Raw genomic sequence first — 26903 nt, 5'->3', positions numbered from 1 at the left:
GGTTCGCAGACTGAAACAAAATTGCGCACATCCTCTTTTTTAAAGAAGGTGTGCGCAATTTTTGTATAATAATATGAGAATAGACAAAAACAAAAGTGTTTTGGACGAAATCTACATTGACGCATATGGAATCAAGGATGAAAAAATAGATATATAAAGCCTTTCTTTTCGGCAATCCCTAATTTTGCTATCGGTAAAGATGAGACATTAAATCTAAAATAAATCATTAAAACTATAAATATGGAAATGAAAAGAGAGTTGTATATGGCGGTTTTGGGAATAGGTCTGCTGACCGCTTGTGATATTCCTAAAGCGGGTACGCCGGAATGGTTTGAAACTGCGGTGAAAACATCCGGTCATCAGTTACTTTATATGGCGGATCAGTTGAAAAATGTACCGGACACAGTTTGTTTTCCACGTTCTACCAAGGCGGATGGAAGTTACCGTCTGGAAAATGCCAAAGACTGGACAAGTGGTTTTTATCCCGGTTCCATGTGGCTGGCCTATGAGATGACAGGGGATGAGGCGTTGGCGAAGGAGGCCCGTAAATATACGAACCGTCTGGAAGATATTCAATATTATACAGGAAACCATGATATTGGCTTTATGATGTATTGTAGCTACGGACAGGCGCTTCGTTTGAAACCGGAACCGAAAGATAAACAGGTTTTGGTAAATTCTTCCGAGAGCCTTTGTACGCGTTTCAGTCCGGAAGTCGGCTTGATTCGTTCCTGGGATTTTGGGGATTGGAGTTACCCGGTGATTATTGATAATATGATGAATCTTGAGATGCTTTTCTGGGCATCCGAACAAACCGGAAATTCTAAATATCGTGATATTGCGATGGCTCACGCTGACAAAACCTTGAAGAATCATTTTCGTGAGAACATGACTTCCTATCATGTAGTCAGCTATTCCGTACCTAGCGGGAAAGTGGAGTCTAAAGGAACTTTCCAAGGATATTCCGATTCTTCCGCCTGGGCACGCGGACAAGCATGGGGAGTGTATGGTTACACGATGTGTTACCGCTTTACGAAAAATTCCGCTTATCTGGAAGCTGCGCATAAGATTGCCCGATTTATAATGGAGAACCGTCCTTCGGAAAATGATTATATTCCTTACTGGGATTATGATGCGCCGGATATTCCGAACGCCCCGCGTGATGCTTCCGCCGCGGCTGTTACCGCTTCCGCTTTGCTCGAACTATGCGGATATACAGATGATAAGAATCTAAGTAACAGTTATATGGAGTATGCGGAAAATATATTAAAACAGCTTTCTTCACCGGATTATCTGGCGAAGGAGAATGAGAATAAAGGATTCATCCTGAAACACTCGGTGGGTAGTTTTCCACATGATAGCGAGGTGGATGTACCGTTAAACTATGCGGATTATTATTATCTGGAAGCATTAAGACGATATAAAGAATTGAAGAAGTTCGGCTAAACAAGAATGAATATAGAATGAAAAACGCTTAACTGCTAGATTATAAATAACAAATAACCATGAAACTTACTTTATATACTCTTACAATTTGTTTATTGGCATCCGGACTGTATGCTCAACAGTCGCCTGTTAATATCCGGCTGAAAGATGTCACTTTGATGCACGAAATGCGTGCTACTCCCTCGCCGTCGGACAAAGCAGTGGTTGCCGACCGTATCGTTTCTTTTCAATGGCCGTTGCAGGAAGGGCTTTATGTGGTAGAGAGCGGGCTGGACGGGCTGGATACTAAGCATAAGGTTGACAAGAGTAAAGTCCGTTATAGCTTGCGCTACTCTCAAGATCCCACTTTCAAGACCGGGGTGGTACAGGTGGAAACCCGTTGGCCTTTTTACAATCCGGAGAAAGACTTGACACCCGGCGTGTGGTACTGGCAATATGGCAACGTAAAGGATGGAAAGACAAAATGGGCTACGGTTCAGCAATTTACGGTGGAAACCAATCCTGACAAGTTCTGTCCGCCTTCCCTGAAAGAAGTCCTCGCCAAAGTTCCACATGAACATCCCCGCGTCTGGCTTGATAAAAAAGAGTGGGAGCACTTTATCCGTCGTAGCATTTCCACTCCGGAACGCAAGATTTATATCTCGGCTGCCAACAAGGCGATGAAGACACCTATGAAGTCTATCAATGACGTCAACACCAAGCTGCTCGCAAATTTGAACAGCGAAATGGAGCGCAACGCAATGCTTACTCGTGAAAGTCGCCGTATTGTTGACAGAGAAGAGTCGAACCTGGATGTTATCATACGTGCTTATATGCTGACTAAAGAACGTCGCTATGCCGATGAAGCCATCAAGCGTATCAAGGAAATTATCACTTGGGGGGAAAGTGATAATGTGAAAGGCGATTTTAATGACGCTACTTTCGTATCACTTGGCACATTGGCTTATGATGCTCTCTATGACCTTCTGGATGAAGATACCCGAAAAGACCTGCTTGCTTGCATCCGGAAGTATGGAAACAAGATGTATGACCATTATAATAATTATCTGGAAAATCATATCGCTGAGAATCACGTCTGGCAAATGACGCTCCGGATTCTTACAATGGCGGCCTTCACTGTTTACGGTGAACTGCCCGAGGCTGATACTTGGGTAGATTACTGCTATAACGTGTGGCTTGCCCGTTTCCCCGGTCTGAATAAGGATGGTGCATGGCATAATGGTGACTCTTATTTCACTGTAAACACACGTACATTGATAGAAGTTCCTTATTTTTACAGCAGGCTGACCGGATTTGATTTCTTCTCTGATCCCTGGTATCAAGGTTCGGTGTTGTACACTATCTATCAGCAACCCCCATTTTCCAAATCGGGCGGAAATGGTAGTTCCCATGAAAAGGTGTTAACGCCCAGAGGAGTAAGAGTCGGTTATGCGGATGCTGTCGCCCGGATGACAGGCAATACGTATGCTGCTGATTATGTGCGTACTATCCGGGCACGTCAGCCGAACATTTTGAATGAAGGCAGTACGTCCAAAGCAGGCGGACTGGCATGGTTCCGTTTGCAGTGTGACAAACCATTGCCTGTGGGGGCTGGTCTTGCCGACCTGCCTATGGGACACGTTTTCCCGCAATCCGGTCTGGCTTCATTCTCCACCCGTTTATCGCAGACAGAAAACAGTGCCATGATTAGTTTTCGTAGCAGTCCTTACGGTGGCACATCCCATGCACTAACCAATCAGAATGCGTTCAATACCTTTTGGGGCGGACAGTCGCTCTTTTATAGCTCAGGTCATGGTACTTCTTTTATTGATAAACATTCTGTTTATTGTTACCGTGCAACTCGTGCTCACAATACGATACTGGTTAATGGTATGGGACAGCGTATCGGTACCGAAGGTTACGGATGGATTCCCCGTCATTATATAAGTGAAAACATAGGTTATGTGGTAGGGGATGCGTCTAATGCATATGGAAAAGTAATCTCTCCGCTTTGGATAGAACGTGGCAAAGTTGCCGGGCTGGAATATACCCCTGAGAATGGTTGGGACGAAGTCGGACTGAAAACTTACCGCCGTCATATCGTGGAACTCGGAAAAACAGGTCTTACCTTTATCTATGACGAATTGGAAGCTGAACAGCCTGTCACTTGGAGTTACTTGCTGCATACGGTTACTAATCCGATGAATGTGGATAAAAGCAATCCGGATTGGGTACACGTACAGGCTACCAACAAAGAAGGAATCTCTGATGCTTACCTTTTTTCCACCGGAGTATTGAAAACCGATACGACCAGCCAATTCTTTACGCCTGCCGTCAATTGGCTGATTGCTGACGAGAAAGGTAATTTTAAAACGTACGCAAATCATTGGCATTTCACAGCTACGTCAGACAAGCAGAAAGTATATCGTTTTGCTACAATTATCGATACTCATGCCAAACTGTCCCCCACCGCGCAGCCACGAATGTTGAAAGATGGCTGTATTGAGATAGGTGACTGGAATATCAAGGTTAATTTATCCTCTAAAGGTGCTCCCTCTTTTTTCGTTCGCAATACGAAGAAAGGTGAGAACGTAAGCATTGACTATAAAGGTAAAGCTACCATTGTCAAAGAAAACGGTACTGAAAAAGTCTTGGTTGATAAAGTACCCGAACTGGAAATCTAATCAGATAAAGATATTAAATATCAGGTAAAGACATTAAATATGAAAACAATCAACTATATCCTACTAACTGCGATAGCACTTTCATTCAGTAGCTGTATGCAGCAACTTAAAGAAAAAAAAGAAGCGGCGGGAACTATTCCGCAGAAAGCATATGAGTATATGACAACCGCACGGTTGACGGTCAGTGAAAGCAAACGTCTGATAGCTAAGGGTATTGCGGCAAATAAAGATGTCAAGGACAGATTGGAGAACGGCATTGTCATCATAACTTTGGGAACAACTAATACTTATCTTGCAGAAGAACTTGCCGGACTGTCAGCTCCCCGGGGGAGTTTCGTCACAGGACGAATCTTCCCGAGTTCGAAAGAAGATTTTGCTAGAGGGATGAAACGTCAGTCGGAAATAGTATTAATGAAAGGGAAGCCTGCTGACATATCTTATGCCGATGCTTTAGCACGTATGAATGCGAAGGACATCGTGTTTAAAGGTGCTAACATGGTGAACTACGCCAAACGTCAGGCAGCCGTATGTGTAGGAGCACCCGACGGAGGCACTGTAGCGAAGCTGCGCAAATACACAGATGAAGGTAAAGGACGCTGGATTGTGCCGGTAGGCCTCGAAAAAGAAACAACGCAAGACCTGTTTGAAATTCAGAAGATAACAAATGGTGATATACAACGCGGTAAGGGTACAGTGCGTCTCAATGTAACGCAAGGCAATATCTATACTGAAATCGAAGCCATGAAAGAATTTGCCGATGTAGATGTTCACGTCACGGCGAAAGGTGGTGTGGACGGTGCTGAAGGTGGCGTGTCATTACTAATTTGCGGCACAAAAGCAGAAGTTGAGAAAGCGGAAAATATCGTGAAGCAATTGCAGGGCGAACCTGCTTTTATAGAAAGCGTTTCTGACTCAAAGAACTAAAATATCTATTACTAATGCAATAACAAGAATTATTTATGAAAAAAGTTTTATCACTCGTTGCGTGTATCGGTCTGTCGCTGGCACTGAATGCGCAAAACAAAAAAGTTTTCGGAACGAAAGACGGAGAACTGATACACGAAAGTTCGGAAAGCTATGAATGGCCTACGGATGCGAAAGTACTGGAAAAACTGGATAAATGGCAAGACGTGAAATTCGGTATCATGTACCACTGGGGCATTTACTCAGTGCCGGGTATTACGGAATCATGGTTGCTTTGTTCGGAAGACCGCTTTACCAAGCGCAGAGAGAGAGTAGCTCCGGACAAACCTTACGACGAATTTAAAAAATGGTACTGGGGATTGGCGGATTCATTCAATCCGGTCAAGTTCGAACCTTCCCGTTGGGCAGACATTGCGGCAGATGCCGGATGCAAATACCTTGTCTTCACCACTAAGCATCATGATGGATTCTGTATGTACGACTCTAAATACACGGATTACGGCATTACAAAAGGGCCGTATAAGAATGGAAAATACAGTGATGTCACCAAGCACCTGTTCGATGCTTTCCGGCAGAAAGGTTTCATGATTGGTACTTACTTTTCCAAACCGGATTGGCATCACAAAGATTATTGGGATCCGTTTTGGGCTACTCCCACACGTAACGTAAACTATGACGTAAAGAAATACCATAAGAAATGGGCGAACTTCCAGAAGTTTACCGCCAACCAGATTGACGAACTGATGAGCAATTACGGCAATGTCGACATTTTGTGGCTTGATGGAGGATGGGTGCGTAAACCGGAACAGGATATCAAGATGGATGAAATCGTAGACAAAGCACGCCGGAAACAACCGGGTCTTATCGTGGCGGACAGAACCGTGCCGGGACGTAACGAGAACTACCAGACACCGGAACGTGTCATTCCTGAAAAACAGATAAACAACCCCTGGGAAACTTGTATCCCTTTGGCTAAAACTTGGGGCTGGAGTCCGGACTCTGAATACAAATCCTGTTCATGGGTAATCAATATGCTGGCTGAAATTGTAGCCAAAGGCGGAAACCTGGCACTGAACATCGGACCTACTCCGGAAGGAGAGATTGAGCAAGGCGCTATCGACCGCTTGAAAGAAGTTGGTGATTGGTTGAAGCAGAATGGTGCGGCTATCTACGCCACCCGTACTACACCAAACTATAACTGCGGTAAAGTATGGTTTACTGCCAATAAAGACGGTAAAACATTATATGCCATCTACGCCCTGCCCGAAAAAGAGACATTGCCTGCCACCATTGAGTGGGAAGGTAACGAGCCGACAGGCAGAATGACTCTGTTGCAAAACGGCAAGAGCGTGAAGTATTCCTGTAAGGGTGGCAAGGTGACTGTTACTCTGCCCAAAGGGTTGAAGAATGAACCGTTAGCCTTTAGCTTTAAAGTAAAAAAATGATAGTTTACAGTAAGTTTTATGAATAATTTATCAGTCTTATGTTTGGCTGTTGCAGGATTATCCGCCTGCAACGGTTCAAACTCAAAATCATCTGAAACAGCGAATGCTTCTTCAAGAAGCAACGCTGCAGAAAAGCCCAACATCGTTATTATACTGACTGACGACCAAGGCTATGGAGACATGAAGTGTTACGGCAACTCTCGTTTGCAAACTCCCAATCTGGACCAACTGGCGGCGGAGGGTATCCGTTTCACTAACTTTTATGCAGGTGCGGCAGCCTCTACTCCATCGCGCGCCGCCTTACTGACAGGGCGATATGCCGAACGGGCAGGCTTACAGGGAGTTGTAGACGACCTGTCCGTAAACGGATTGGAAAGCGATGAATTTACCCTTGCCGACTACCTGAAACAGAATAATTATGCTACCGGCATTTTCGGCAAATGGCATTTGGGATGTCTTCCCGAACACCTACCGCTCCGACACGGTTTCAATGAGTTTTTCGGTTTGCCTTATTCCAATGATATGTGGCCTTTCCATCCTCAGCCGGGACATCCGTACCGGGCATTGCCGCTTTACGACAATGAGCGCGTGGTGGAATATAATCCTACAGTGAATCACATGACTACCCGTATCACAGAACGTGCAACGGCATTCATTGACAAGCATAAGAATGAACCTTTCCTGCTTTATGTTCCTTATACACAGCCTCATGTTCCTCTGGGCGTATCGGATAAGTTCAAAGGAAAATCCGGAGAAGGGCTATATGCTGATGTAATTATGGAGATAGACTGGTCGGTAGGTGAAATAATGAAAACATTGAAAGAAAACGGTTTGGACGATCATACCCTGGTATTGTTTACATCCGACAACGGTCCGTGGCTGAGTTACGGCAATCACGGCGGTTCTACAGGCGGACTTCGTGAGGGAAAAGGTACTACTTTTGAAGGTGGGCAGCGTGTGCCGTTCATAGCCCGGATGCCCGGTCGTATTCCGGCAGGTAAAGTTTCCGAGCAGTTCCTGTCGGCTTTGGACATTACCCCTACCATTGTAGAACTGACCGGTTCACAAATGCCGCGGATGAACGAGTTCGATGGTGAGAACGTATGGATGACACTTACCGGACAAGCACAGAGTCATAAACCGTTTTACTTCTTATATGACGGTAAAGTAGAAGCGGTGAGAGACGGGAAATGGAAATGTGTGGCTCCTCACGAATATCGCATCGTGACAGAACCGGGCAAGGATGGTCTGCCGGGCGTGCAGCTTGCAAGGGGAGGCAAAACCGGCCTTGCGCTTTTCGATTTGGAGAAAGACCCCGAAGAGACTGTAGATTTGGTTGGGCAATATCCGGAGATAGCACAAAAAATGGCTGCCATGATGAATGATTTTCAGGTAAAGATGGCGGAATGTATTCAATAAATATAAAAAAGAATTTATAGCAGATAGATAGTTAAGAGTATCATGAAGAATAAAATCAAAGTATGGCTTGGCGCAACGGTGGCGGTAATGTCCGTTTCCGTGCAGTCAGTATTCGCGCAGTCGGATGGAACGGTTCAGCAGGTATTCAGCGGTTTCCATCAGTTTGCCGACGGTTTCAAGGTGAATGAAGAGGAGGCGGATGATAGTAAGAGTGGCATTACCCCATTGACTATGGGATGCATCCGGCAAAAGGGAAACCGGGAGTTTCCTTACCCGGTGAAGGGGCACGAGGTTATCACCAATCCGCCGGTTTTCACTTGGCCGATGGCTGATTACGAGTATCCTAAAGTCTTTCCTGTAAAAAAAGTAAGCGGAAAAACGGATCGCTGTTTGCAGTATGACTTCCAAATGGGACGTACAAGAAACTTTTCAGATAAAGATGTACTTACCCGTACAGGGTTGAAACTGGCCTTTTATAATAACCACAAGCCTCTCAAACCGGGTACGTGGTATTGGCGCTATCGGGTGTCAGGGAAATCCTGGTCGAAGGTATACGAAGTGAATATCCCCGAAAATCTTCCTAAATTTCAGTCACCGAATGCCGAAGAAGCGTATGATATGATACCGGAGAAGCATCCTCGTATTTTCGGAGAGGCCATATCCGGCAAAGTGCTGACAGCCGATCAGAAACAATTAAGGGCATCTTACCGGAGAGCTGCGAATGCGGCTTTGAATAAAGAGGTGGCGAGTTATAAGGTGAAAGGCGACCCCATACCTGCAACGGCTTCTGAAGTAGAACGAAAGCAAATCATGCAATTCCGTTTGAGATACGAAGTAGAAGGAATCAATAGAGATATTGAACATTTGTTGAATGGCTATCGGCTGATTTCGAACAAGGAATATCTCGATAAAGCTGTAGCCTTGGCAGATTACATCGCGGCAAAAGAACCGGCTGCAATGTATGCGGCTGCCGACTTTACGGGCGCCAAGTCCATGTCCGCCTTGAGTATGACCTATGACGTGGCCTATGCCTATCTGAACGAACAACAGAAAAAGAATTATAAGCACTTCATCACGACCGTCATTGGGCTGATTATAGACGATGCCATGCAGGAAAATGTCGGGTCGGCGGATGGCATACTATGCGCCCATTTCTTTCAGCATACCTTTTATAACGCATTTACTTCCGCTATCGTCATGAAAGGCCATGATGTACAGGCAGAGAAGTGGTTCGGTATGCTTTATGACATCTGGTTATCACGTTCACCGGGCGGCGGCTTCTTGTCAGACGGTGTCTGGCCTAACGGAAACATGGGCTATATCCATGTGAATATGGAATCGATGGTGAATAACTTCATCTTGTTTCGTAATCTTTTCAACGTGAATATCTTCAAGCATCCATGGTATGCCAATTGTGCCAATGCATTGGCTTACACGATGCCTGTACATTCTGCCGGTGACGGCTTCGGTGACGGGAGCGACAAGGTCTATGAAGTAAACCGGCTCCGGGCAGAGTTTGCATACATTCTGGGGCAAGAGTTGAATAATCCGTTTGCTATCCATTACGCTTATGAGCTGTCCGGCCAATCGCCTGCCGCTCCATTCGCTTTTAAGAAAACGGACTTTGACACCTATCGTTTGCAGCATCGTCCGCGGAAGGTAGAGGCAATGAATCTGGCGAACATTCCCCAGTCTGCCGTATTTCCTCAAACCGGTATCGTCGTCATGAATACCGATGTGCTGAATGCTTCGGACAATCTGTTTGTCTCGTTCCGCAGTTCACCTTTCGGATCCGGTTCTCACGGAATGGCAGAGCAAAACAGTTTCAATGTGTCCTACAAAGGGAAACCGATATTTTATCCTACAGGATATAAAGTGACGACACAAGACAAGCATTACTTGCTTGCACACAAGCATAGCCGGGCGCGTAATGCCATTACCGTAGACGGAAAGACGCAGGCCTATTCGCATAGCGGTTACGGATGGATTGCCCGTTATCTGGACGGCAACGATATTACCTATGCTTTGGGCGATGCTTCAAACGCATATGTACCTTTTGACCAAAGTGCCCTCAACTGGACTACTGTGTTGAAGAATGCACAGGCTTACACCTCCGAAAACGGTTTTATACTGGATGATAATGATAATCCGCAAGTCCGTAAATTCCGTCGTCACTTGGTGATGTTGCGTCCTAATATCATCGTACTATATGATGAACTGGAAGCGGAAAAAGAAGTAACCTGGACTTTTCAGCTTAATGGGCTTGAACGTGCAGGCATGAAGATTGGCGATGCCGGGAATTCACTGATAGCCGATACGGATAATTGTGATGTGCTTGCCCGGATTTTCGGAAGTTCCGAATTGACTACTTCCCTGGTTGATACGTCGTACGTCAAACCGTTCGACTGGCTGAACCCGCAGCGTGGAAGAAAAGCAATCGAGTTTGAAAAAAATCAATATCACGGTAAATTCGAGAACGTCCGTAAATGCAAGGATATGAGATTCCTGGCAGTTATTCAGATAGACGAATCCAACTCCATGTCATTTGCTGATGCGAAGCCGGATGCAGATAACACAATTGTCATCGGCAACTATCGTATCAAAGCGCAGATGGACACCAGTCAGGAAGCCCGTCTGGAAATTGAAAACAAGACGACGGGAGAATACCTGCTTTATGGCCCTGCCAACGGAGCAGTAAAAGCGAAAGGACGGAAGTTCTCGCATAGCACTTTATTGATTAATAAGACTTCCGGTTGTCAGGAGACAATCGACCGTTACCCTTTGATGGTACCTTGTCAGAAAGGATATTAAAAATGAAACAGGAGAGAGGGCTGAAAATTATTCAGCCTCTCTCTTTCCTTGGTTTTTCACATAGTCGGAAGGCAGACAACCCATGTGTTTCTTGAAGCTGGTAGAGAAATAGGAGGGCGAGCTAAAGCCGACCTTGTTACTGATTTCGGAAATCGAATACCTTCCTTCCAGCAATAATTTGCAGGCTTTATTAAAACGGATACGACGGATAAAGTTAGCCGGCGGTTCCCCTGATATCGAGTTCATCTTGAGGTACAAGGAAGAACGGCTCATGCAAAGTTTCTCTGCCAAATCATCCGCCGTAAAATTTTCATCGTCAATATTTTCCTCGACTATCTGTATCGCTTTGCTCATAAACTCTTCATCCAGCGCATTGGACGTTATTTTCGCCGTATCAATGTCAATCGTGTTGGAATAGTAGTGCCTCAACCGCTGCTTTGCTTTCAGTATATTACTGATTTTACCTTTTAGCAGACTCATCGAGAAAGGTTTGGGGATATAGTCATCCGCACCGGTCTGGATACCGGTTGTCTGGGCTTCGATACTACCTTTGGCCGATAAGAGAATGACAGGAATATGGCAGGTCTGCATATTCTTTTTTATCAGTTCGCACAACTTTATCCCGTCAATACCCGGCATCATGACATCGGACAATACAATGTCCACTTTCTGTTCTTTCAGGATGGCCAGTGCCTCTTCCCCGTTTCCGGCGGTCAATGTGATGTATTTGGATTTAAAGTTATTCTTCAAATAGTCCACCATCTCTTTATTATCATCCACCAGCAGGATTGTTTCTGTAATCTCATCCGATGACTCATTTTCCGTCGGTGCGGCAGATTCCTCTACTGCCCGGAACTCTCCGTCCTCCACCATTGTTTCAGTGGCTAATGAAGCCGTTTGTAGTTCGGGGATATGCTGTTCATGCGGGTTCTCTATTTCTTCCGGAGCATATACTGACAGATCGGACGGCAACTCGATACGGAATTCACTGCCTTGGTTCGGCTTACTCTCCACACTGATACTTCCGTGATGCTTTTCGACTAGGCATTTGACTAATGAAAGTCCGATTCCGCTTCCCTTCCTGCCTTCGCTCGCCTGATAGAAACGCTCGAAGATGCGTGCTAATTTCTCCGGCGCGATTCCGACGCCGGTATCTTTGACCGTGAATCCGAAACAATTCTCCTTCTTCCAGACAGAGAGCGTTATCTCTCCACCGTCCGGAGTGAATTTGAACGCATTGGAAAGCAGGTTGGTTAGTATCATCTCCACATATGTTCTGTCTATCGGGAGCAGGCTCGCATCCAGTTCCGACCGGTACTGATAGGCAATGTTTCTTTTCTGCGCGTTCTCCTTGAACATCGTAAAGACATTTCCGGCCAGTTCATCCACGTTATTCATGGCAACATGAATGGGAAGCGCTCCCGACTCTGCCCTTCTGAAATCCAGTAACTGGTTGACAAGGTGAAGTAATTTGCGTCCGTTTCTGTACACATACGAAAGTTTCTGCTGAATCCGGTCGTCAAACTTATTCTTCTCTTCTACCAGTTCTTCCAGAGGAGCCAATATTAAGCTCAACGGAGTACGCAGTTCGTGGGACATATTGATGTAGAAGCGTACTTTCTCTTGGCTGATTTCTTCAATCTTATTGCGTTCCAGATGTTCAATCTGCATCTGCATTTTCATCTTCGCGCGGGCAATGAAGAAATAGAAGATGAAAGTAAGTCCGCCCAATGTAAATAAGACATAGAGCATCTTTGCCCACCATGTCTGATACCACATAGGAGTGATATGTACAAAGAATTCGGTCGGAGTAATACTCCAGCGGCCATTGTTGTTGCAGGCTTTTACCTTGAATACATATTTCCCCGGCGGCAGATTGGAATAGGCGACACCTCTCGACGGAACAATCTGCCTCGAATAAATCCAGTCCTCATCAAATCCTTCCAGTTTGTAGGCAAACAGATTCCGTCTGCCGGAAAGATAATTGATTACGGAGAAATGGACGCTGAATAACTTGCGGTTGGAAGGAAAGGACATTCCTAATAGTTTCCCGTCATCTGCCTGGAAAAACTTGGAAACGCCATCTTTTATTTTTGCCACAGGCTGGTTCTGGATGCTGGCTCCCGTAATGACAGCATTCGGAGAATACGGATTGTCTACAAACTCATACGGATTGAAATAGGTAATTCCTTGCAGGCTTCCCAGAAAGAAGATGCCGTCCTTGGTCTTACACGCTCCGTAAGTGTTAAACTGCCCGTGGCTCAATCCGTCTTGTACGGTATAATTGAGGAACGTCTCTTCGGCAGGGTCAAAACAGGATAAACCTCGGTTGGTCGTGAGCCAGAGCCGTCCCCGTCCGTCTTCCAGTATGCCATAGATGAAATTGTTAGGCAATCCGTTCTGTGTAGAATAGCGGACTTGCTGTCCGACACTTCCGTCATCCGACTTATACAGGCCGTCGGAGGAGCCTATCCAGATACGATGATTGCTGTCTTCCTGTATGCAGAAAGCCTGTATCAGAGCCGGAACGCCGGATGTGCCGTCTTTCCATTCTTCCAGTTTGCCGTTGGCATATACGAACAAGCTTTCTTCCGTTCCAATCCATATCCGGTTTGCCGAATCGCGGTATAGGACGGATATGAGGATGGAGTTCAGCCGGGGATATTCTTGTGCCAGAGGATGCAGGGATAGCTGCCCGGTCTTTTTATCGAAACGGTACAATCCGATGATGGAACCTACCCAAAGTGTTCCGTCCTGTCCGTCCAGTAAAGAGTAACAACTGTTGCTGAAAGAGACAGCTTCGGGGAAAGTATAGTTCTCAATTTGCTTGGTGCGGGCGGATAAATAACTCAATCCACCGCCGTGGCTTCCTATATAAATGCCGTCCGCGTCTGGCAATACACATTTGATATTGTCCGATTGCAATGCGCGGGCGTTGTGATGATTGGCCCGATAAACCGAGAAATGGTTGTTCTTACGGTCATACTCGTTCAGCCCGCCATCGTTGGTTCCTATCCAGAGATTGCCGGTATGCGGGTCTTCGACGATGCAACTGACCGTGTTGTCGCTGATGGAATTTTTGTAGGCTGAATAAACTAACGTTCCGAATGCCGGAGCCATGGGATGATGATAGTTCAGTCCGCCATAGAAAGTACCTACCCACATTCCTCCCTGATTATCTTTTAGAATGGAACGTACAGAGTTATGTCCCAATGAATTTTGATCCTCATGGGAGAAGGCGTGTCTCTGTATTTTTTCGGTTTCAGGTTCCAATATGAATAAGGCATTTATGGTACCGATCCAGATTCTTCCCTTGTCATCCTGTGCCAATGTGCGGACGGCCTTTTCAGCTAGTTGCTGCGGGCTTTTGTCATAATAATGTTTCTTTATCCGGAATTTTTCATCTATGCAATAGACTCCGTTGGTCAGCGACCCCAGCCAGCTGACCTGTTTTCTCGGGTCGTGGAGAATGGACGAGAACACTTCTTCTTTCAATTCCGGAAGCAGTTGCACGGCAGAATTGTCATGGGGATGGTAATGGTAGAGACCGGATGAAGTTCCAAGCAACACTTCATCTTTTATTTTACAAATGGAATAAACGTTGACTTTCCGCAGAAGGGGATGCAGGTTCATGTACCCCGTTTTTTTATCAAAGACAACAAGCCCGCTATTGGTTCCCAATAAGAGCTGGTTCTTGTCGTTCAGGTCTTCTATGGCGAATATTTGTATGGGTAATTTTCCGGGTAAGTAGAAATTGGTGAAGTTGTTTCCTACAATGTTATATCTGGATAGTCCGGTTAAAGTGCCTACCCACACAGTACCTTCTGCGTCGGTACAGAGTGAGTAAACATGATTGTTGGATAAACTGGTGCTGTCGTTCAGATTCTTGTAGAGGAGAGCGAAACGGTATCCGTCATACCAGTTCAGACCATCCATGGTTCCCACCCAGATTTTACCGTTATGGTCTTGCGTGAGGGCGAGAACCGTATTTTGCGACATTCCGTTATTGACCGACAGACGCCGGAAATGAATGTGTTCCGATCCGCCGGTCGCCGCATGGCAGAACGAAACGGATAGTAAACAGAGGAAGAGGCCGGAGATGAGGCTTGTTTGCAAATATCGGTTTCTCATGTGTGCTGAATGATAAATGTGAATACTACAAATGTAAGGTAAAGATAATCATCTTTCATTCAATAGCCAAATATACTTTCGGATTATTCATCTCACATTTCCAGCCTATTCGATGTTTTTACTTCTGTTCCATGGATGGGTTGATTTGTTTTAAGTAGCGCAGCAACCCTTCCACATAGTAGTAGTCGGCGTATGACAATCCACCTTCCAGTTCGCTGTTTCGGAGATAATTTCCGATAGCCTGCTTTATAATAAAGAAAGAATGTTTTCCCGGTTTGGCGAGATACGCATCGGAAGAGAGACTTTTCAGCATTTTTTCTCCGGTTTTGAAGTAGCCTTTATGGGGAGAGTAGGTGCTTAGCTCAATGAGCGCCGATGCCGTCACGGAAGCGGCGGAAGCATCCCGTATCGTTGAAACCTGGCTGCCGGAATAGTCCCAATAAGGAATTCCGTCTGCCGGCAGGTTGGGATGCTGTATGAGAAAGTCGGCGATATGTTCGGCATGGCGCAGGTATTTCGGGTTCTTTGTTTCCCTGTACATCATCGTGAACCCATAAAGTCCCCATGCCTGTCCGCGTGCCCAGGTCGAAACACGGACATCATCGGAGCCGTTGTTCCAGTCGAATTTGCGGACTTCGCCCGTTTCCGCATCATAGTCTACCACATGGGGGCATGAATAGTTTTCGCGGTATTGGCATTTCATTGTTTTGTCGGCATGGGAAAGGGCGATGTGGCGCAATGTGGTGTCTCCGGATAATTTATAGGCTTCCATCAGTAATTCCAGATTCATCATGTTGTCGATAATAACCGGGAACTGCCAGTCACGTGTGCTGTCTTCTTCCCAAGACATGATAAGCCCTGTCTTGTATGAATAGCGTGAACTTAAAGTCTTGGCAGAACGGAAAATAATTTTGCTATAGTCCGGATTCCGGGTCAGCCGCCATCCGTTACCGTAGCTGCAATACATTTTGAAACCTATGTCGTGGTCGAAAGCATTGAACTGTTCCATTTCCAGTAAGGCAGTGGCACGTTCGGCACGCGCTTTCCATTCTTCTTTTCCGGTATATTCGTACACATACCACAACATTCCCGGAAAAAAGCCGCTGGTCCAGTCGGTCGGACTTACCATTCCCCGTTGGATGGAACGGGGAAGGCAAGATGTTTTTTCTACTTTGGCAGACATCTTCTGTGCCTGTTTCTCAATCACGGAAAAAGCGTGTTGAACCCATTGCGGAACCTTCTTTCCCGGTTCGGCGGCAAAGCTCTGCGAGTTTCCGCAGAAACAGGCGGTCAGGAGTAGAAGAATAAGTATATTTCTTTTTTGAAGTGATTTCATATCTCAACCAATGATGATAAGTGCATCTTCTTATGATGCTGGTGTATTATATTGAAAACGATTTATTTAGGAATAGTAACTACAATCGGGGTTGCCGCGTATAAGTCGGACTGATAATTGTACTGTTTCTCATCTCTGATGTCCGGCAGCTCAACCACCACCTTTGCACCCCCTTTATCCGGAGAAACAGTCACGGTTTCTCCTTCCAGCGGATAAACACCTTTTGTCCGGTAAGTATAAGTACCTGCCGCCAGAGGAGTGCTGACACGGAATGTCAGTCTCTGCTTTTTGCCGTCCGGCATCGGATTGGAAGCAGATAAAGTCCAACTGTCGCCGTTATCGCGCAGCATGATTAATGCCACATCGTCGGAAGTCACTTCAGTCTTTCCTGCAGAAATCGTTCCGGGCTTGAAGAAAGCATATTGCCAGGTCTTGTCGGCAGCGGAATATACCGCATGGGCGGAAGCCGTGTTTTCTACGGTCGTAATCTCTTTTTGCAGGTTTGCCACGCGGGCTTTCATCTCCTCTTTGCCGATATTGGGTATCAGGTAATAGGCATAACTATCATCCAGACCGCTTCCCGGAGTGATTCCGTGATTGAGGGCGATAATAAAGTTAGGCTGTTTGTCGGCTATTGCCCGGTCGGTGATATTGATTTCTTTTCCGGTTTTAATCACCAGTTGCAGCCTCTTTTTCGGCAGAATGATATATCCTTTCTCTCCTTGGTGAAGCCAGCAGACAGATTCTATATTTTCGGTGATATTCACCGATTCACCCGGATTCACAGTTTGCTCTTTACTGTTGACGCACCAGGTCAGTTCGCGGTTGAAGGCAGACTGGTCGAGGAATGTGGTGATTTCCTTTCCCTGTCCCGGACGGAGACGGGAGATGCCGCTTCCCAGTGCGATGATTTTATCCTCGATGAAATGGTACGTTTTGAATGCGGTTGAGGAACTGTATTTCTCTTTCGGCAGATGGTGGTAGATTCCCATACCCGTTTTGCCGTCGGCCAGTACACCGGATATTTTGTTTAATCCGGGCAAAGAAGCCTGTGCGCCACCTTCGGCGGGCAGGGCGTCGGTACGCCATTCTTCCGTCAGTCCCGGCACGGCGTGCCAGTCATAATTCTTCAAAACGCGGCTGGCGTATTCATCTCCGCGTACTTTAAGTTGCAGGATGCCATATCCCAGATGCCAGGACTTGCGTATCTTGCTGAAATCTTCGGCTCCTACCGTACGTTCCGATTTCAGTTTCAGGGACGCATAGAACGCAGGTTCGTTTTCGCCCCGGCGGTGCACGAGATATTCATTCACCCAATAAGCATCCGTACCCGAATATTCATGAGTATTCGCTTTGATTGCTTTGATTACTGTCTGCAATTCTTCCACTCCACTCAATTGGGTATTTTTGCTTCGGGCTTTCAGCATTTCATTGACCGCTCTGGGATAGCGCTTGGTTGCAAATCCTTTCAAATCGTCCAGATAAGAACGTCCGGCGACGAGGAAGTCCATGTGCTGCTTATAGATTAACTTGGGATATACATTCAATAAATGGTCTAACTGGAACTGATACTGCGGGGCAGCTACTTTGAAGGGCGTGTTCTTGAAATATTGGTATCCCACGTTGCAATCCGTCAGCCATTCAAAGCCGTAGGCTACCATAGCTGCGTCAGTAGCACGGCCAATGTGGTGGGATATGGTGCCATCCGGTTGAAATCCCGACTGGATATACTTGTGTGCGGGAATGTTGTATTTCGTCATCCATCGGCTGACGTCGGCTATCACTCCTTGCGGACTCCATCCGGGAGAGAAACTGAAATTCTTGAAAGGCTTATCCTTATAGAAGTCGCTATACCAGTATTGTACGTACGTCAGCGGACGGTTGTAGTCCGCCCAGATAAGCGGGAGAGCCAACATGGTGCGCGAGCGATGTCCCAGATTGGCATCTGTCCACGCTCCGGACGAATAAAGGGTATCCTGTATTTCCCCCCAGCGTTCTTTGGGGTTGTCAATAGCTCTGCGCCCCTTTATGATGGACATAAATAACTGATTATAACGTACCAGTGCATTATGCACTTTGAGGCAGGTCTCGTCATTTTCCTGCATCCCTTTCAGAATGTCAGGCATAAGGTAGAGTGCAGGCACCACCAACGGGTCTGTCAGCACCCACTGATGAGTCGGTATCTGAACGCCCGACAGCTTGTTGGCTTGAAGCAGGCTGAAAGCGTCGCCGGTGCAATTGCCGATAGGCTTCCCGTTTATTTCCACCTCTTTCCCTTCCACTGGAACAGACAGGGTATAGGCTAATATTGCTTTGTATAAAGCATCGCGCAATTCTTTCCTTTTCTCCGGCGAACCTTCCGGACCATAGACTTTCGATGTGGCATACGCATAGCCGAGTCCTCCAATCCGGTTGGCTACTTTTTCCCAGTCATATTCAATGGTTTTTGTGTTGAGATGGTCGTTCTTAGGATTGAATTCCGCTTTATAATCCTGTGGACGGGCAGTATAACATCTGAATCCGCTGAAACGTCCGTTGTTCTTTTCTAATTCATCTATTATCTCCGCTACTTCTTTGTCCGAGTATTTCATCCGGCCATACAGTCGGCTGTTGCCGATGGCATGGGGAAGGTAGCGGTCGTATAATAACGTCCATAAAGTGCTTTTAGCGATATGAACCGTAATATCGAATTTCTCTATTTCCCTGTTCCCGTCTTTCAGGGCGATTGTCATGGGATAGGAGATGGCTTTGGGGCCGGTCTTTTTCTTTTTGTCAACGCTCAATATTCCCATGATACGCTGGGATAAATCGTAGCGGGTTTCTATCTTGAACAGTGCTTCCGCAGGCTGTGTGACAATCTCGAACTTATATCCCTTGGGAATAGGAGAAGTCAGTACATCTTTATTCCTTTCCAGATGAATGCGTCCGGTAACTTCCGTTCCTTCCGGGCTATTGACAGGAATATCAAAATAAGTGGCAAACACTTTTTCCTGTGCGTATGCCTGAAAACTGATGCATGAACAGATGAAACATGCAATTAAAAAAGGTAGAAAATCTTTTTTCATGGTATTGTGTTATTTAATTCTTTAACGCTGATTATGCTTATCATGGGGGCAAAGATAGGTAACTGGACATTAAATGACTTTCAGATTCTATTTAAAGAATTTCATTTTCTGACAATAAGCTGTAAAAGACGAAATCAAAACTGATTCTGATTCATTCTGGTTTTATAATTCACTTTTGCTTTTCACAAGTTTCACCAATCCGTAAGTTGTAGTATGACAGATGTATACTGTGATTTAAGGTTCTCTTTTTAGCCTTTCACACCCTTCACTCTGTTCACACTTTTAAGAAAGAAGTCCCGGTTAAGACAAAAGCGTAGGTGCTTCCTTAATCTGAAAGGACATAAGAAGGCGAATACGATTGAATACCGGGTGGAAACAGGTAAGATGGGGTTAGCCAAATGCAGTCGGCCACATAGCTGACAGTAGTTGGCTGAATAGACAACTCTACTTGACCACATAGCCGACTGGAGTTGGCTATTGATAGATTGTGATAATCCGTATATTGTCATACGCTCCTTTCGCACAAGCCATTAGTCTGAATCCCCAGTTGTTGCCTTTCAATGGTTCCTCGTCTTTATAGGAGAAACTTTCTTTTCCATTAATCAGAAAGCGTATGGTTCCGTCGATTCTTTCCACCCGGCAATGGCTGGTTGTACGCCAGTCTTCCGAAGTAACTACATCTGTTCCTTGGGCAATCATGACTTTGCCTGGAGCCCGGCGCAAATTGGCTTTCCGGCGTGACTGATGAAAGAATGAAAGGCGGTAGGTTTTCATGTCATACATCAGTTCTTCGCCCAGACCGTAGCGTGCGGGCAGGGAAGGAGCAAAGATGCTTTCTTCTTTCAGTCCGGAAGCACAAAACAGAACCATGTGCAAGGGGGCGGGCGAAAGGGGAGTGAAATCAAATTCGATGGCGAAGTTTCCGGCTGTTTTGATTTTCCGGTTCCAGATATTGAAGTGTCCGCCTGTAAATATCGCTTCTTCCTTTTCCTGCAGGAAATACCTGCCGATGTCCTTTCCATATTTGGCTTTCATTGCCGTATAGAGATAGGGGTTGTATTCTTCCATGATGTTATCTTCGGAGATTACTCCGGCTTTCATCAAAGAGTCCATAAGCGGGAAATACAGAGGTTCCAGAATCAGTTTCCCGTTTTCTATGGATGCTTTGCCCTCTCCTTCCACCAACCAGTCGGCAAGCTCTTCTTCCGTATCGAACGTGTAGGTTGCGGATACGGTTTCTTTCGGATTTATGGCTTCCTTCGGAATTTGCGCATGAATGCTGCTATAAGCGAGCAGTAAAAGCAGCCATATAAATGTCTGTCTGATATGCATAAGGATACCTTATTTAATTGTGAGTACTTTAATATTGTCATACGCTCCTTTGGCACAAGCCATTAGTCTGAATCCCCAGTTGTCGCCTTTCAACGGCTGCTCGTCCTTGAAGGAGAAACTTTCTTTTCCGTTTATCAGGAATCGTACTGTCCCGTCGATTCTTTCCACCCGGCAACGGCTGGTTGTCGTCCAGTCTTCCGAAACCACCACATCTGCTCCCTGCGCAACCATAATCTTGCCGGGAGCACGGCGCAAGTTAGCCTTCCGGCGTGACTTATGGAAGAATGAGACGCGATACATTGCCATGTCGTACATCGTTTCGTCTTCCACTCCGTAGCGTGCGGGTAGGGAAGCATCGAAAACGCTTTCTCCTTCCAAGCCGGAGCCGCAGAACATCAGCATGTGCAAGGGAGCGGGTGAAAGCGGGGTGAAATCAAATTCGATGGCAAAGTTATCGGATGTCCGGATGCGCCGGTTCCATACGTTGAAATGGCCGCCCATGAATACGGGCTTTCCTTTTCCTAAAAGAAAATAGTTTCTGACGTCCTTTCCGTATTTGGCTTTCATGGCTGCATAGAGATAAGGCTCGTATTCTTTCATGCGGTTGTCGTCGGAGATTGCTCCGGCTTTCATCAACGTTTCCATAAGTGGAAAGAACAGAGGTTCCAGAATCAGCTTTCCGTTTTCGATATACGCTTTGCCTTCTCCTTCCACCAGCCAGTCGGCAATTTCTTCTTCGTTGTCGAAAGTGTAAAAAGCCGATATGGTTTCTTTGGAGCTTTGAGAGTAAGCGCCGCAATAAGCGAACAGTAGAATTAGAAAGATAGATACTTGTTTCATATTCATAATAGTCAATTAGGGATTTGTTTTATGTTCATAGCCGACAGCCCGTGTGGAAGCCGGGATATAATCCGTTTGTTCCGTCACGCCATATCTGCCGTTCGATTGGTCGTAGAGTAAAGAAGAACGGGGAGACTTCCGGAGATACATACTTCCGTCGATGACCGGGTTGTCTGCCGAATAGCTGAATAGCGCGCTGTTTGTCCGGTTGGTGACTATCAGTTCGGCCGGTTGGGAGGGACTTAGGACGGCTTGGATGCTCCAGTCGTCACATTGGAAACTGTCTCCGGTACGTACGATTGCCGGAGTCTGTTCCGAATCCGGCGTAATCTGAATAATAGTCAGGATACGGTTTTGGGCGCAAGGACTGTAGGTTGCAGTCAGATGCCATTGGGCAGGAGCGGGGGTGGCAGGCGGTACAACAAACTGGTCGGTTTGCGAGTATTCAAAAGAAGAATTGCTGAATTGCCGAACAACGGTTTTGAATCCTTTCGTCGTGTTTTCGGTGACACTCATGTTCCTGTCCTTGTCTGGTTGGAATTGCGTGGGGCTGTGCAGGAGCCAGTCCCAGCGGACAGCTTCGGAAGCCTCCAGTTCGTCGTAGATGACTACGGTATAAGGATGCAGCAACAACAGGTGGCGCAGGTATTTGGTAAGCGGAGTTTTGCCGAATCCGTTTTCCGGGGTTTGGGTGATGCCTGCGGCTGCAAAGGCGGTCACCCACATCGGGTCGTCGCTGATGCCGCTATAAGCGTGGGAGGCATCTCCGAGACAATAGGAAATGTGGTCGCCGCCCATGGCACGGGTGATGTTGCCGTATCCTTTCAAGGAATAAGGCTGGCCGATGCCGTTGACTAAAATAGTGTTGTGGGCACGGGTATGGCGGTAAGACATCAAGTTGTGCGCGTCGCTGAAGTTCTGGTAGTATCCGCTGCTGCGGTACACATCCACTCCTTTGTAAAGGAGATTGAAACTGTTTTGATTGGCTACCGTATGGCTGCCCGAAGCAAAGGTGCTGGAACGGAAGCCGATAGCCATATCCTGTTCCGGATTCGCCAGATGGGTATGTATGGCAACTTCTCCCGCATCTTTATACCAGATGAGCTTGGGAGTGTTCGATGGCAGTTCGGTGGCATAGCTTTGAGTGCGTACCATGCGGTAGAGCCTGAACTCATAGTCTTGCTGTACCAACTCCTTGCATTGGTCGGCATACCAGCCCGAATACGGGTCGGCGTTCTCTTTAGCCAGAAAGTCGGCAAAAGCGGCTAATACCCGGCTCGGCTCTTCTCCGCTCTCGCTTCCGTCACCGAATCCGATACTTTTGGAGTGGGGTGGACTGGTATAGACCAGTGCTTTCCCTGCGTTCAGATACCACGGATGTTTCAGGAAATCACTTCGCGTAATGTGCGAGAAGAGGGAAGGAATATAATACAGTGTCTTTATGTTGGTGGCGATATAGCCCGTTCCGTTATGCCATATTCCGTCCCGGTTGAACCCCGAAGCCGGTGCGCGGGCACTCCATATTTCATAATAGTATTCCAGCATCGGGAGAATTTCGTCCGCATAGGCTGCTTTATCGTAAAGGATGAAGCAAGCCTGGAACAATATGCGCATATTGTGTTGCCAGAAGTGGTTATCGAAAATATGGTTTTCCTGTCTTCCGCAGTTTGATTGGAAATAGTAGCGCGAAACACGCATCAACAGTTCTTCAATTCCGAGCTTTTCTTCCGGAGCCAGTTCGTTGTAGAGTAAGTCGTAGATTTCGATAAAGCTGATGGCGATATCCGTAGCGCCGAAATTACTGGCAAACAGTTGGGAGTCCGATACGGGATATGCCAGCAGAATGGTCAGTATCTCGTGCAGTTTGTCTGCATATTTTTTGTCTTGTATCAGGTGATAGGCTTGATACAGATGTTGGACGGAGTTTTTTATTTGGGCGGCTGCGTCGTAAGGGTTGGGAAGAAGAGAGTAATCCGTGCCCAATGCCGTTTGTGCACGACCTGTTAATTGTTTGTATTCGGGATGCGACTTGACATTACGTCGTGCCTGTTCCAGTCCGTTGTCGAGAAAACAGAACAGGCGGGGATGAGTGCGGGGAGCATTCTTGAGCAATGTCTCAAAGGTAGGAGTTACGAATTTGGGCGTTTCGTCTTTTACTTCAAAAGAGTAGGTTTCGCTCCATGCCTGTTCGGTTCCGTCATTGCCGACAGAGCGGAAGCGCCAGTACCATGTACCGCTTTTGAGTATCCGGTGCGCATTGTACATGCACCATTGCCGGGGAGTGGATACGGTGGTTTCCGTATCAGGAAAGTCTTTCGACTGTGAAAAGGCAAATTGAAGTTTGTCTCCGGTCTTCATGGCTTGGGGCACGATGAACGGAGCGGGATTGATGTAGAGTTCATTGTCCGCTTTAGGATAGGGCTTTTCCCGTGTCTTGTCGTGTAAGGCATCGGGAGATTCTCCCGGCTGTTCCGTTCCCGTGTCTGTCGGTTCGGGAAGTGCATCGTCGCTGCAAGCAGTGCCTAAAAACAGGCAGGCAAGCATGAAGAAAAGAGTGCTGAAGCGGAGAGTTGTTTTCATAAGGATGAATTAAATAAAAGATTGATTGGGAGATAAATCGGAAATAAAACGAAATTAAATAGCAAATAAAGAGGGAAAGCCGATAAGCAAGGCTTGCAGGGGATGCCTTGCTTATCTTGGCTCTTCTATTGTGTTTCGCTTTTGGCTGTTTATTCCAAGATAGTGAGGATAGGACGGATTTGTCCTTGCACACCGGCTTTTTGCGGATCTGAATTAAATATTGCCTGCGTTCTGGTATTGGTATCTAATACACCGTCGGTTAACGTTACAGGGGTAATTGTTTTATTACTGATACTGCTGGAAAGTAAGTAACGTGCAGATGTAGTGTGAACAAACTGGTTGGCACCCTCTATGGCATTTACGGCTTCAACGAATACATTGTTGGCTGGAGTTTCCTCAAAACCGTGATATTTAATCATTGTTTCTTTTAACTCTTCGATAGAAGGTATATACCATCCACTGGACTTTTCGGGAGTGGCTGTTTTTTCTTTGAATGCGATAAAGTCGAGAAGTAGTGGATAAGAGGTACTGTTGTCTGTATAGCGACTGTCCGCTAAAAAGGCTTTCGTATTTTCATAGCCTGTTTTTACCAATTCCATACCGGTGAAATCAATTGTACCATTCATAGCTTTATCACAGAACTCTTTACGTGTATTGCTCGGTGCGCTTTCCAAAGCCATCACATATCCTTTGATACGGGTATATTCACCATAATTGCTTGCTTCATCGCCGTTTATAGCTTTAGTGGCAAATACAACTCCGATACATGGGTTTTCGGCATCCGTCCTCAGTTCCGAAGAATATTCACCGTTCTTATAATAGTAATCACCAATTTTCGGGTCGATAGTAGGTTCTGTCGGTTCAACGTCTCCTCCGTTTATATCCGGATTCCAATCACCGAAATCAGTATCAATCTGTCCGTTGTTTTGTGATTCGGCTACAAGGTATCCTCTTACCAGTGTGCGTGTGTTCTTTTTCACCGGCACATTGGCGGGAATGGCGACTGTACGGCCACCGTCGGTAGTTACAAAAGTCAGTCCGATTTCTCCCAGAGCGTCGTTGTCTGCAAAGATATAGCATGAGAAGAGTCTTAAATCAAATCCTTCTCCTTCTTGTTCTCCTGTGCCGATAGGAGCAGTAGCCGGAAGAACGGCTTCCACTGTTTCCGTAGAAATCTTACCTGTCGATACATCGAATCCGCCAGGAATTTCCTGACTGATACTGACAGAAGTACATTTAGCGAAATTCTCCTTACTCTTGTCCGATACAATCAGTTTGGCAAACGGACGAATCAATGTGACACTAAGCGGATTCTCTAATGTTGCCTGACTTTTCTCGAAAGTTCCGTTGCCGGAGAATGCGTCACACGCATCGGTGTTATAAAGCAAAGCCGGATCTTTGATTGTAATCTTTGTAAGGTCTTCCGTGTTATAAAACTTGTCGGTGTAGCGGCCTGTCACAGGATCTTTTTCCTGTCCGTTGGCTTCAATGAAGTCAGCCCACATCTTGTAGTTGTACGTACCAGCTTCTTCAAGGGCAAAAGTAAAGGAGAGTTTACCATCCGCATTGCCTTCAGTTCCCAGTTTCTCTTCTCTATACACCCGGTCACCGTTTTCATTCGTTATTTCGAGGATGCAACGCAGGTAATGTCCGTCTGCTGACGGAACGGCACGTGTTTGGGCAAATTCCTTCGGTAGTTCGGCGGAGATATTGACCAGCTTGTTCCGGCTGTCCGAAGTAGTTGGGTCATTCTCCTGACTACATGAGGCGAATAATCCCATGAATAGCGTAATCGCTAAATAGGCAAAGTTCTTTTTCATAATGGTAATGATTAAAGTGTATAATAATTATTAGTTGTTTTTTACAATAGGAGTTACATCTATGATGATGTCCTCGTCGTTGAAGTCAGGGTCGAAACTGATACCCGGACTGGCTGTCAGGAAATATCCCCGGATGTTTGTTTCTTTGTTCCGTTGATAGGGGATTTTCAGATTCTGGTAACGGGCTACCACGGTTTTACTCTCATTCGTTATCTCGATAGTCACCGGAATGGACGATGCGGATTCATTGTTGATAAGCAGATAGTCGAAACCGATGTTGAACTCTTCTTTGTTTTCCTCTTTCTGGAGAGTTGCCAGGTCAACCGTCTTATTGTACTCTATATATTGCAAAGAGTTTTTCAGTCTGCCGGTGAACACATCAAACCCTGTGGGCAGATAGTAGTTGTATTTGACAGTCATGGTAAATCTTTTTCCGGTGATTTCCTTGTCGGTCACTTTCTTCAGGAATTTGGCTACATCCGTTGCTATCAGGTTGTACGATGCCATCGGACGAAGCATCTTGACATCTACGGGAACGGTTACGTTCCACTGGTCGCGATAGGCACTCAAATCCAATGGGGTATTTCCGTAGAAAGCGTCGTGGTATCGGGAGTTTCCCTTGTAGGGTGTGGCACGTAGTATGAATGCCATGTCCGTTGCATCATAGAAAGTCTGATAAGTTTCCTCTTCCGGCTTTTCCACATAGTCTGCCCATACGGCAAGCTGATACTTACGGGCATGTAACTTCATGCTAAGCGGGATATTGACAGTTGTTTCACCGCTCTGCATCTCCTGATAGATAACCTGACCGGCTACTTTTTGCGAGCCTTCGTAAACGGCAACGACAAAACGATGCAAGTAGGTGGTGGCTGCCGCGCGTGTACCGCGATTCACATTCACGGGGTCAAACGACGTTTCCAGTGTCAGGTTCGTCATGATGTTGACAGCGGTGGGGTCTACTCCGAGTTCACCGTCGGCTGTCAATTCCGGTTCTTCATAAAGGCAACTGCTTACGAAAACCGACAGTAACAGCAAACAGCCCAACGTGCGGATAATGGATATATAGGTATTCTTTTTCATAATCAAACAGG

The 26903-nt window shown here is 46.2% G+C and carries 14 protein-coding genes; 6 read left to right on the top strand and 8 right to left on the bottom strand.

What is annotated here, in order from left to right; all coding sequences use genetic code 11:
- Positions 1 to 246: 246 nt before the first annotated feature.
- From I2I13_RS02400 to I2I13_RS02375, 6 genes are read left to right on the top strand one after another with little or no spacing between them, the layout of a single operon-like run.
- Positions 247 to 1446, top strand: a complete 1200-nt coding sequence (locus I2I13_RS02400; protein WP_148366612.1) for a glycoside hydrolase family 88 protein — start codon at positions 247 to 249, stop codon at positions 1444 to 1446.
- Positions 1447 to 1505: 59 nt separating this feature from the next.
- Positions 1506 to 4109: a DUF4962 domain-containing protein gene (locus I2I13_RS02395; protein WP_195648647.1), complete on the top strand. Its 2604-nt coding sequence runs from the start codon at positions 1506 to 1508 to the stop codon at positions 4107 to 4109.
- 39 nt (positions 4110 to 4148) lie between these two features.
- Entirely contained in the window at positions 4149 to 5033 is an 885-nt protein-coding gene (locus tag I2I13_RS02390; protein ID WP_148366573.1) for a hypothetical protein, read from the top strand.
- Positions 5034 to 5068: 35 nt separating this feature from the next.
- On the top strand, positions 5069 to 6478 hold the full coding sequence (locus tag I2I13_RS02385; RefSeq protein WP_195630340.1) for an alpha-L-fucosidase: 1410 nt from the start codon (positions 5069 to 5071) through the stop codon (positions 6476 to 6478).
- Between the two features lie 18 nt (positions 6479 to 6496).
- On the top strand, positions 6497 to 7897 hold the full coding sequence (locus tag I2I13_RS02380) for a sulfatase (RefSeq protein WP_195648646.1): 1401 nt from the start codon (positions 6497 to 6499) through the stop codon (positions 7895 to 7897).
- A 42-nt stretch (positions 7898 to 7939) separates the two neighbouring features.
- Positions 7940 to 10708, top strand: coding sequence for a DUF4962 domain-containing protein (locus I2I13_RS02375; protein WP_195648645.1), 2769 nt, complete (start codon positions 7940 to 7942; stop codon positions 10706 to 10708).
- A gap of 27 nt (positions 10709 to 10735) precedes the next feature.
- Here the strand turns inward: I2I13_RS02375 and I2I13_RS02370 are convergent, their stop codons facing one another.
- The 8 genes from I2I13_RS02370 to I2I13_RS02335 form a co-directional block, all read right to left on the bottom strand.
- Positions 10736 to 14839, bottom strand: a complete 4104-nt coding sequence (locus tag I2I13_RS02370) for a hybrid sensor histidine kinase/response regulator transcription factor (protein WP_195648644.1) — start codon at positions 14837 to 14839, stop codon at positions 10736 to 10738.
- A 118-nt stretch (positions 14840 to 14957) separates the two neighbouring features.
- A complete protein-coding gene (locus tag I2I13_RS02365; protein ID WP_195648643.1) occupies positions 14958 to 16175 on the bottom strand; it encodes a glycoside hydrolase family 88 protein in 1218 nt (405 codons plus the stop codon).
- 62 nt (positions 16176 to 16237) lie between these two features.
- A complete protein-coding gene (locus tag I2I13_RS02360) occupies positions 16238 to 19240 on the bottom strand; it encodes a polysaccharide lyase family 8 super-sandwich domain-containing protein (RefSeq protein ID WP_195648642.1) in 3003 nt (1000 codons plus the stop codon).
- A 474-nt stretch (positions 19241 to 19714) separates the two neighbouring features.
- Positions 19715 to 20572 carry a DUF1961 family protein gene (locus I2I13_RS02355; protein WP_195648641.1) on the bottom strand — a complete coding sequence of 286 codons (858 nt, stop codon included), beginning with the start codon at positions 20570 to 20572 and terminating at the stop codon, positions 19715 to 19717.
- Positions 20573 to 20581: 9 nt separating this feature from the next.
- Complete coding sequence (locus tag I2I13_RS02350; protein ID WP_229118797.1) at positions 20582 to 21412, bottom strand: DUF1961 family protein; 831 nt, start codon at positions 21410 to 21412, stop codon at positions 20582 to 20584.
- Positions 21413 to 21427: 15 nt separating this feature from the next.
- Positions 21428 to 23992 carry a DUF4962 domain-containing protein gene (locus tag I2I13_RS02345; protein WP_195648640.1) on the bottom strand — a complete coding sequence of 855 codons (2565 nt, stop codon included), beginning with the start codon at positions 23990 to 23992 and terminating at the stop codon, positions 21428 to 21430.
- A 149-nt stretch (positions 23993 to 24141) separates the two neighbouring features.
- On the bottom strand, positions 24142 to 25812 hold the full coding sequence (locus I2I13_RS02340; RefSeq protein WP_195648639.1) for a DUF6562 domain-containing protein: 1671 nt from the start codon (positions 25810 to 25812) through the stop codon (positions 24142 to 24144).
- A 30-nt stretch (positions 25813 to 25842) separates the two neighbouring features.
- Positions 25843 to 26892: a DUF6562 domain-containing protein gene (locus I2I13_RS02335; RefSeq protein WP_195630349.1), complete on the bottom strand. Its 1050-nt coding sequence runs from the start codon at positions 26890 to 26892 to the stop codon at positions 25843 to 25845.
- Positions 26893 to 26903: the final 11 nt, after the last annotated feature.

The organism is Bacteroides sp. D55t1_190419_B8, from assembly GCF_015558905.1.
Classification (GTDB): domain Bacteria; phylum Bacteroidota; class Bacteroidia; order Bacteroidales; family Bacteroidaceae; genus Bacteroides; species Bacteroides vicugnae.
Note: the sequence above shows the minus strand (reverse complement) of the source record. Positions and strands in the feature narration are given on the sequence as shown.

Bases quoted from the DNA above. Each gene is read 5' to 3' on its own strand.
- I2I13_RS02370 (WP_195648644.1), bottom strand. From the start codon at position 14,839: ATGAGAAACCGATATTTGCAAACAAGCCTCATCTCCGGCCTCTTCCTC.
- I2I13_RS02350 (WP_229118797.1), bottom strand. From the start codon at position 21,412: ATGAAACAAGTATCTATCTTTCTAATTCTACTGTTCGCTTATTGCGGC.
- I2I13_RS02395 (WP_195648647.1), top strand. From the start codon at position 1,506: ATGAAACTTACTTTATATACTCTTACAATTTGTTTATTGGCATCCGGA.
- I2I13_RS02345 (WP_195648640.1), bottom strand. From the start codon at position 23,992: ATGAAAACAACTCTCCGCTTCAGCACTCTTTTCTTCATGCTTGCCTGC.
- I2I13_RS02365 (WP_195648643.1), bottom strand. From the start codon at position 16,175: ATGAAATCACTTCAAAAAAGAAATATACTTATTCTTCTACTCCTGACC.
- I2I13_RS02375 (WP_195648645.1), top strand. From the start codon at position 7,940: ATGAAGAATAAAATCAAAGTATGGCTTGGCGCAACGGTGGCGGTAATG.
- I2I13_RS02360 (WP_195648642.1), bottom strand. From the start codon at position 19,240: ATGAAAAAAGATTTTCTACCTTTTTTAATTGCATGTTTCATCTGTTCA.
- I2I13_RS02335 (WP_195630349.1), bottom strand. From the start codon at position 26,892: ATGAAAAAGAATACCTATATATCCATTATCCGCACGTTGGGCTGTTTG.
- I2I13_RS02385 (WP_195630340.1), top strand. From the start codon at position 5,069: ATGAAAAAAGTTTTATCACTCGTTGCGTGTATCGGTCTGTCGCTGGCA.
- I2I13_RS02355 (WP_195648641.1), bottom strand. From the start codon at position 20,572: ATGCATATCAGACAGACATTTATATGGCTGCTTTTACTGCTCGCTTAT.
- I2I13_RS02340 (WP_195648639.1), bottom strand. From the start codon at position 25,812: ATGAAAAAGAACTTTGCCTATTTAGCGATTACGCTATTCATGGGATTA.
- I2I13_RS02390 (WP_148366573.1), top strand. From the start codon at position 4,149: ATGAAAACAATCAACTATATCCTACTAACTGCGATAGCACTTTCATTC.
- I2I13_RS02380 (WP_195648646.1), top strand. From the start codon at position 6,497: ATGAATAATTTATCAGTCTTATGTTTGGCTGTTGCAGGATTATCCGCC.
- I2I13_RS02400 (WP_148366612.1), top strand. From the start codon at position 247: ATGAAAAGAGAGTTGTATATGGCGGTTTTGGGAATAGGTCTGCTGACC.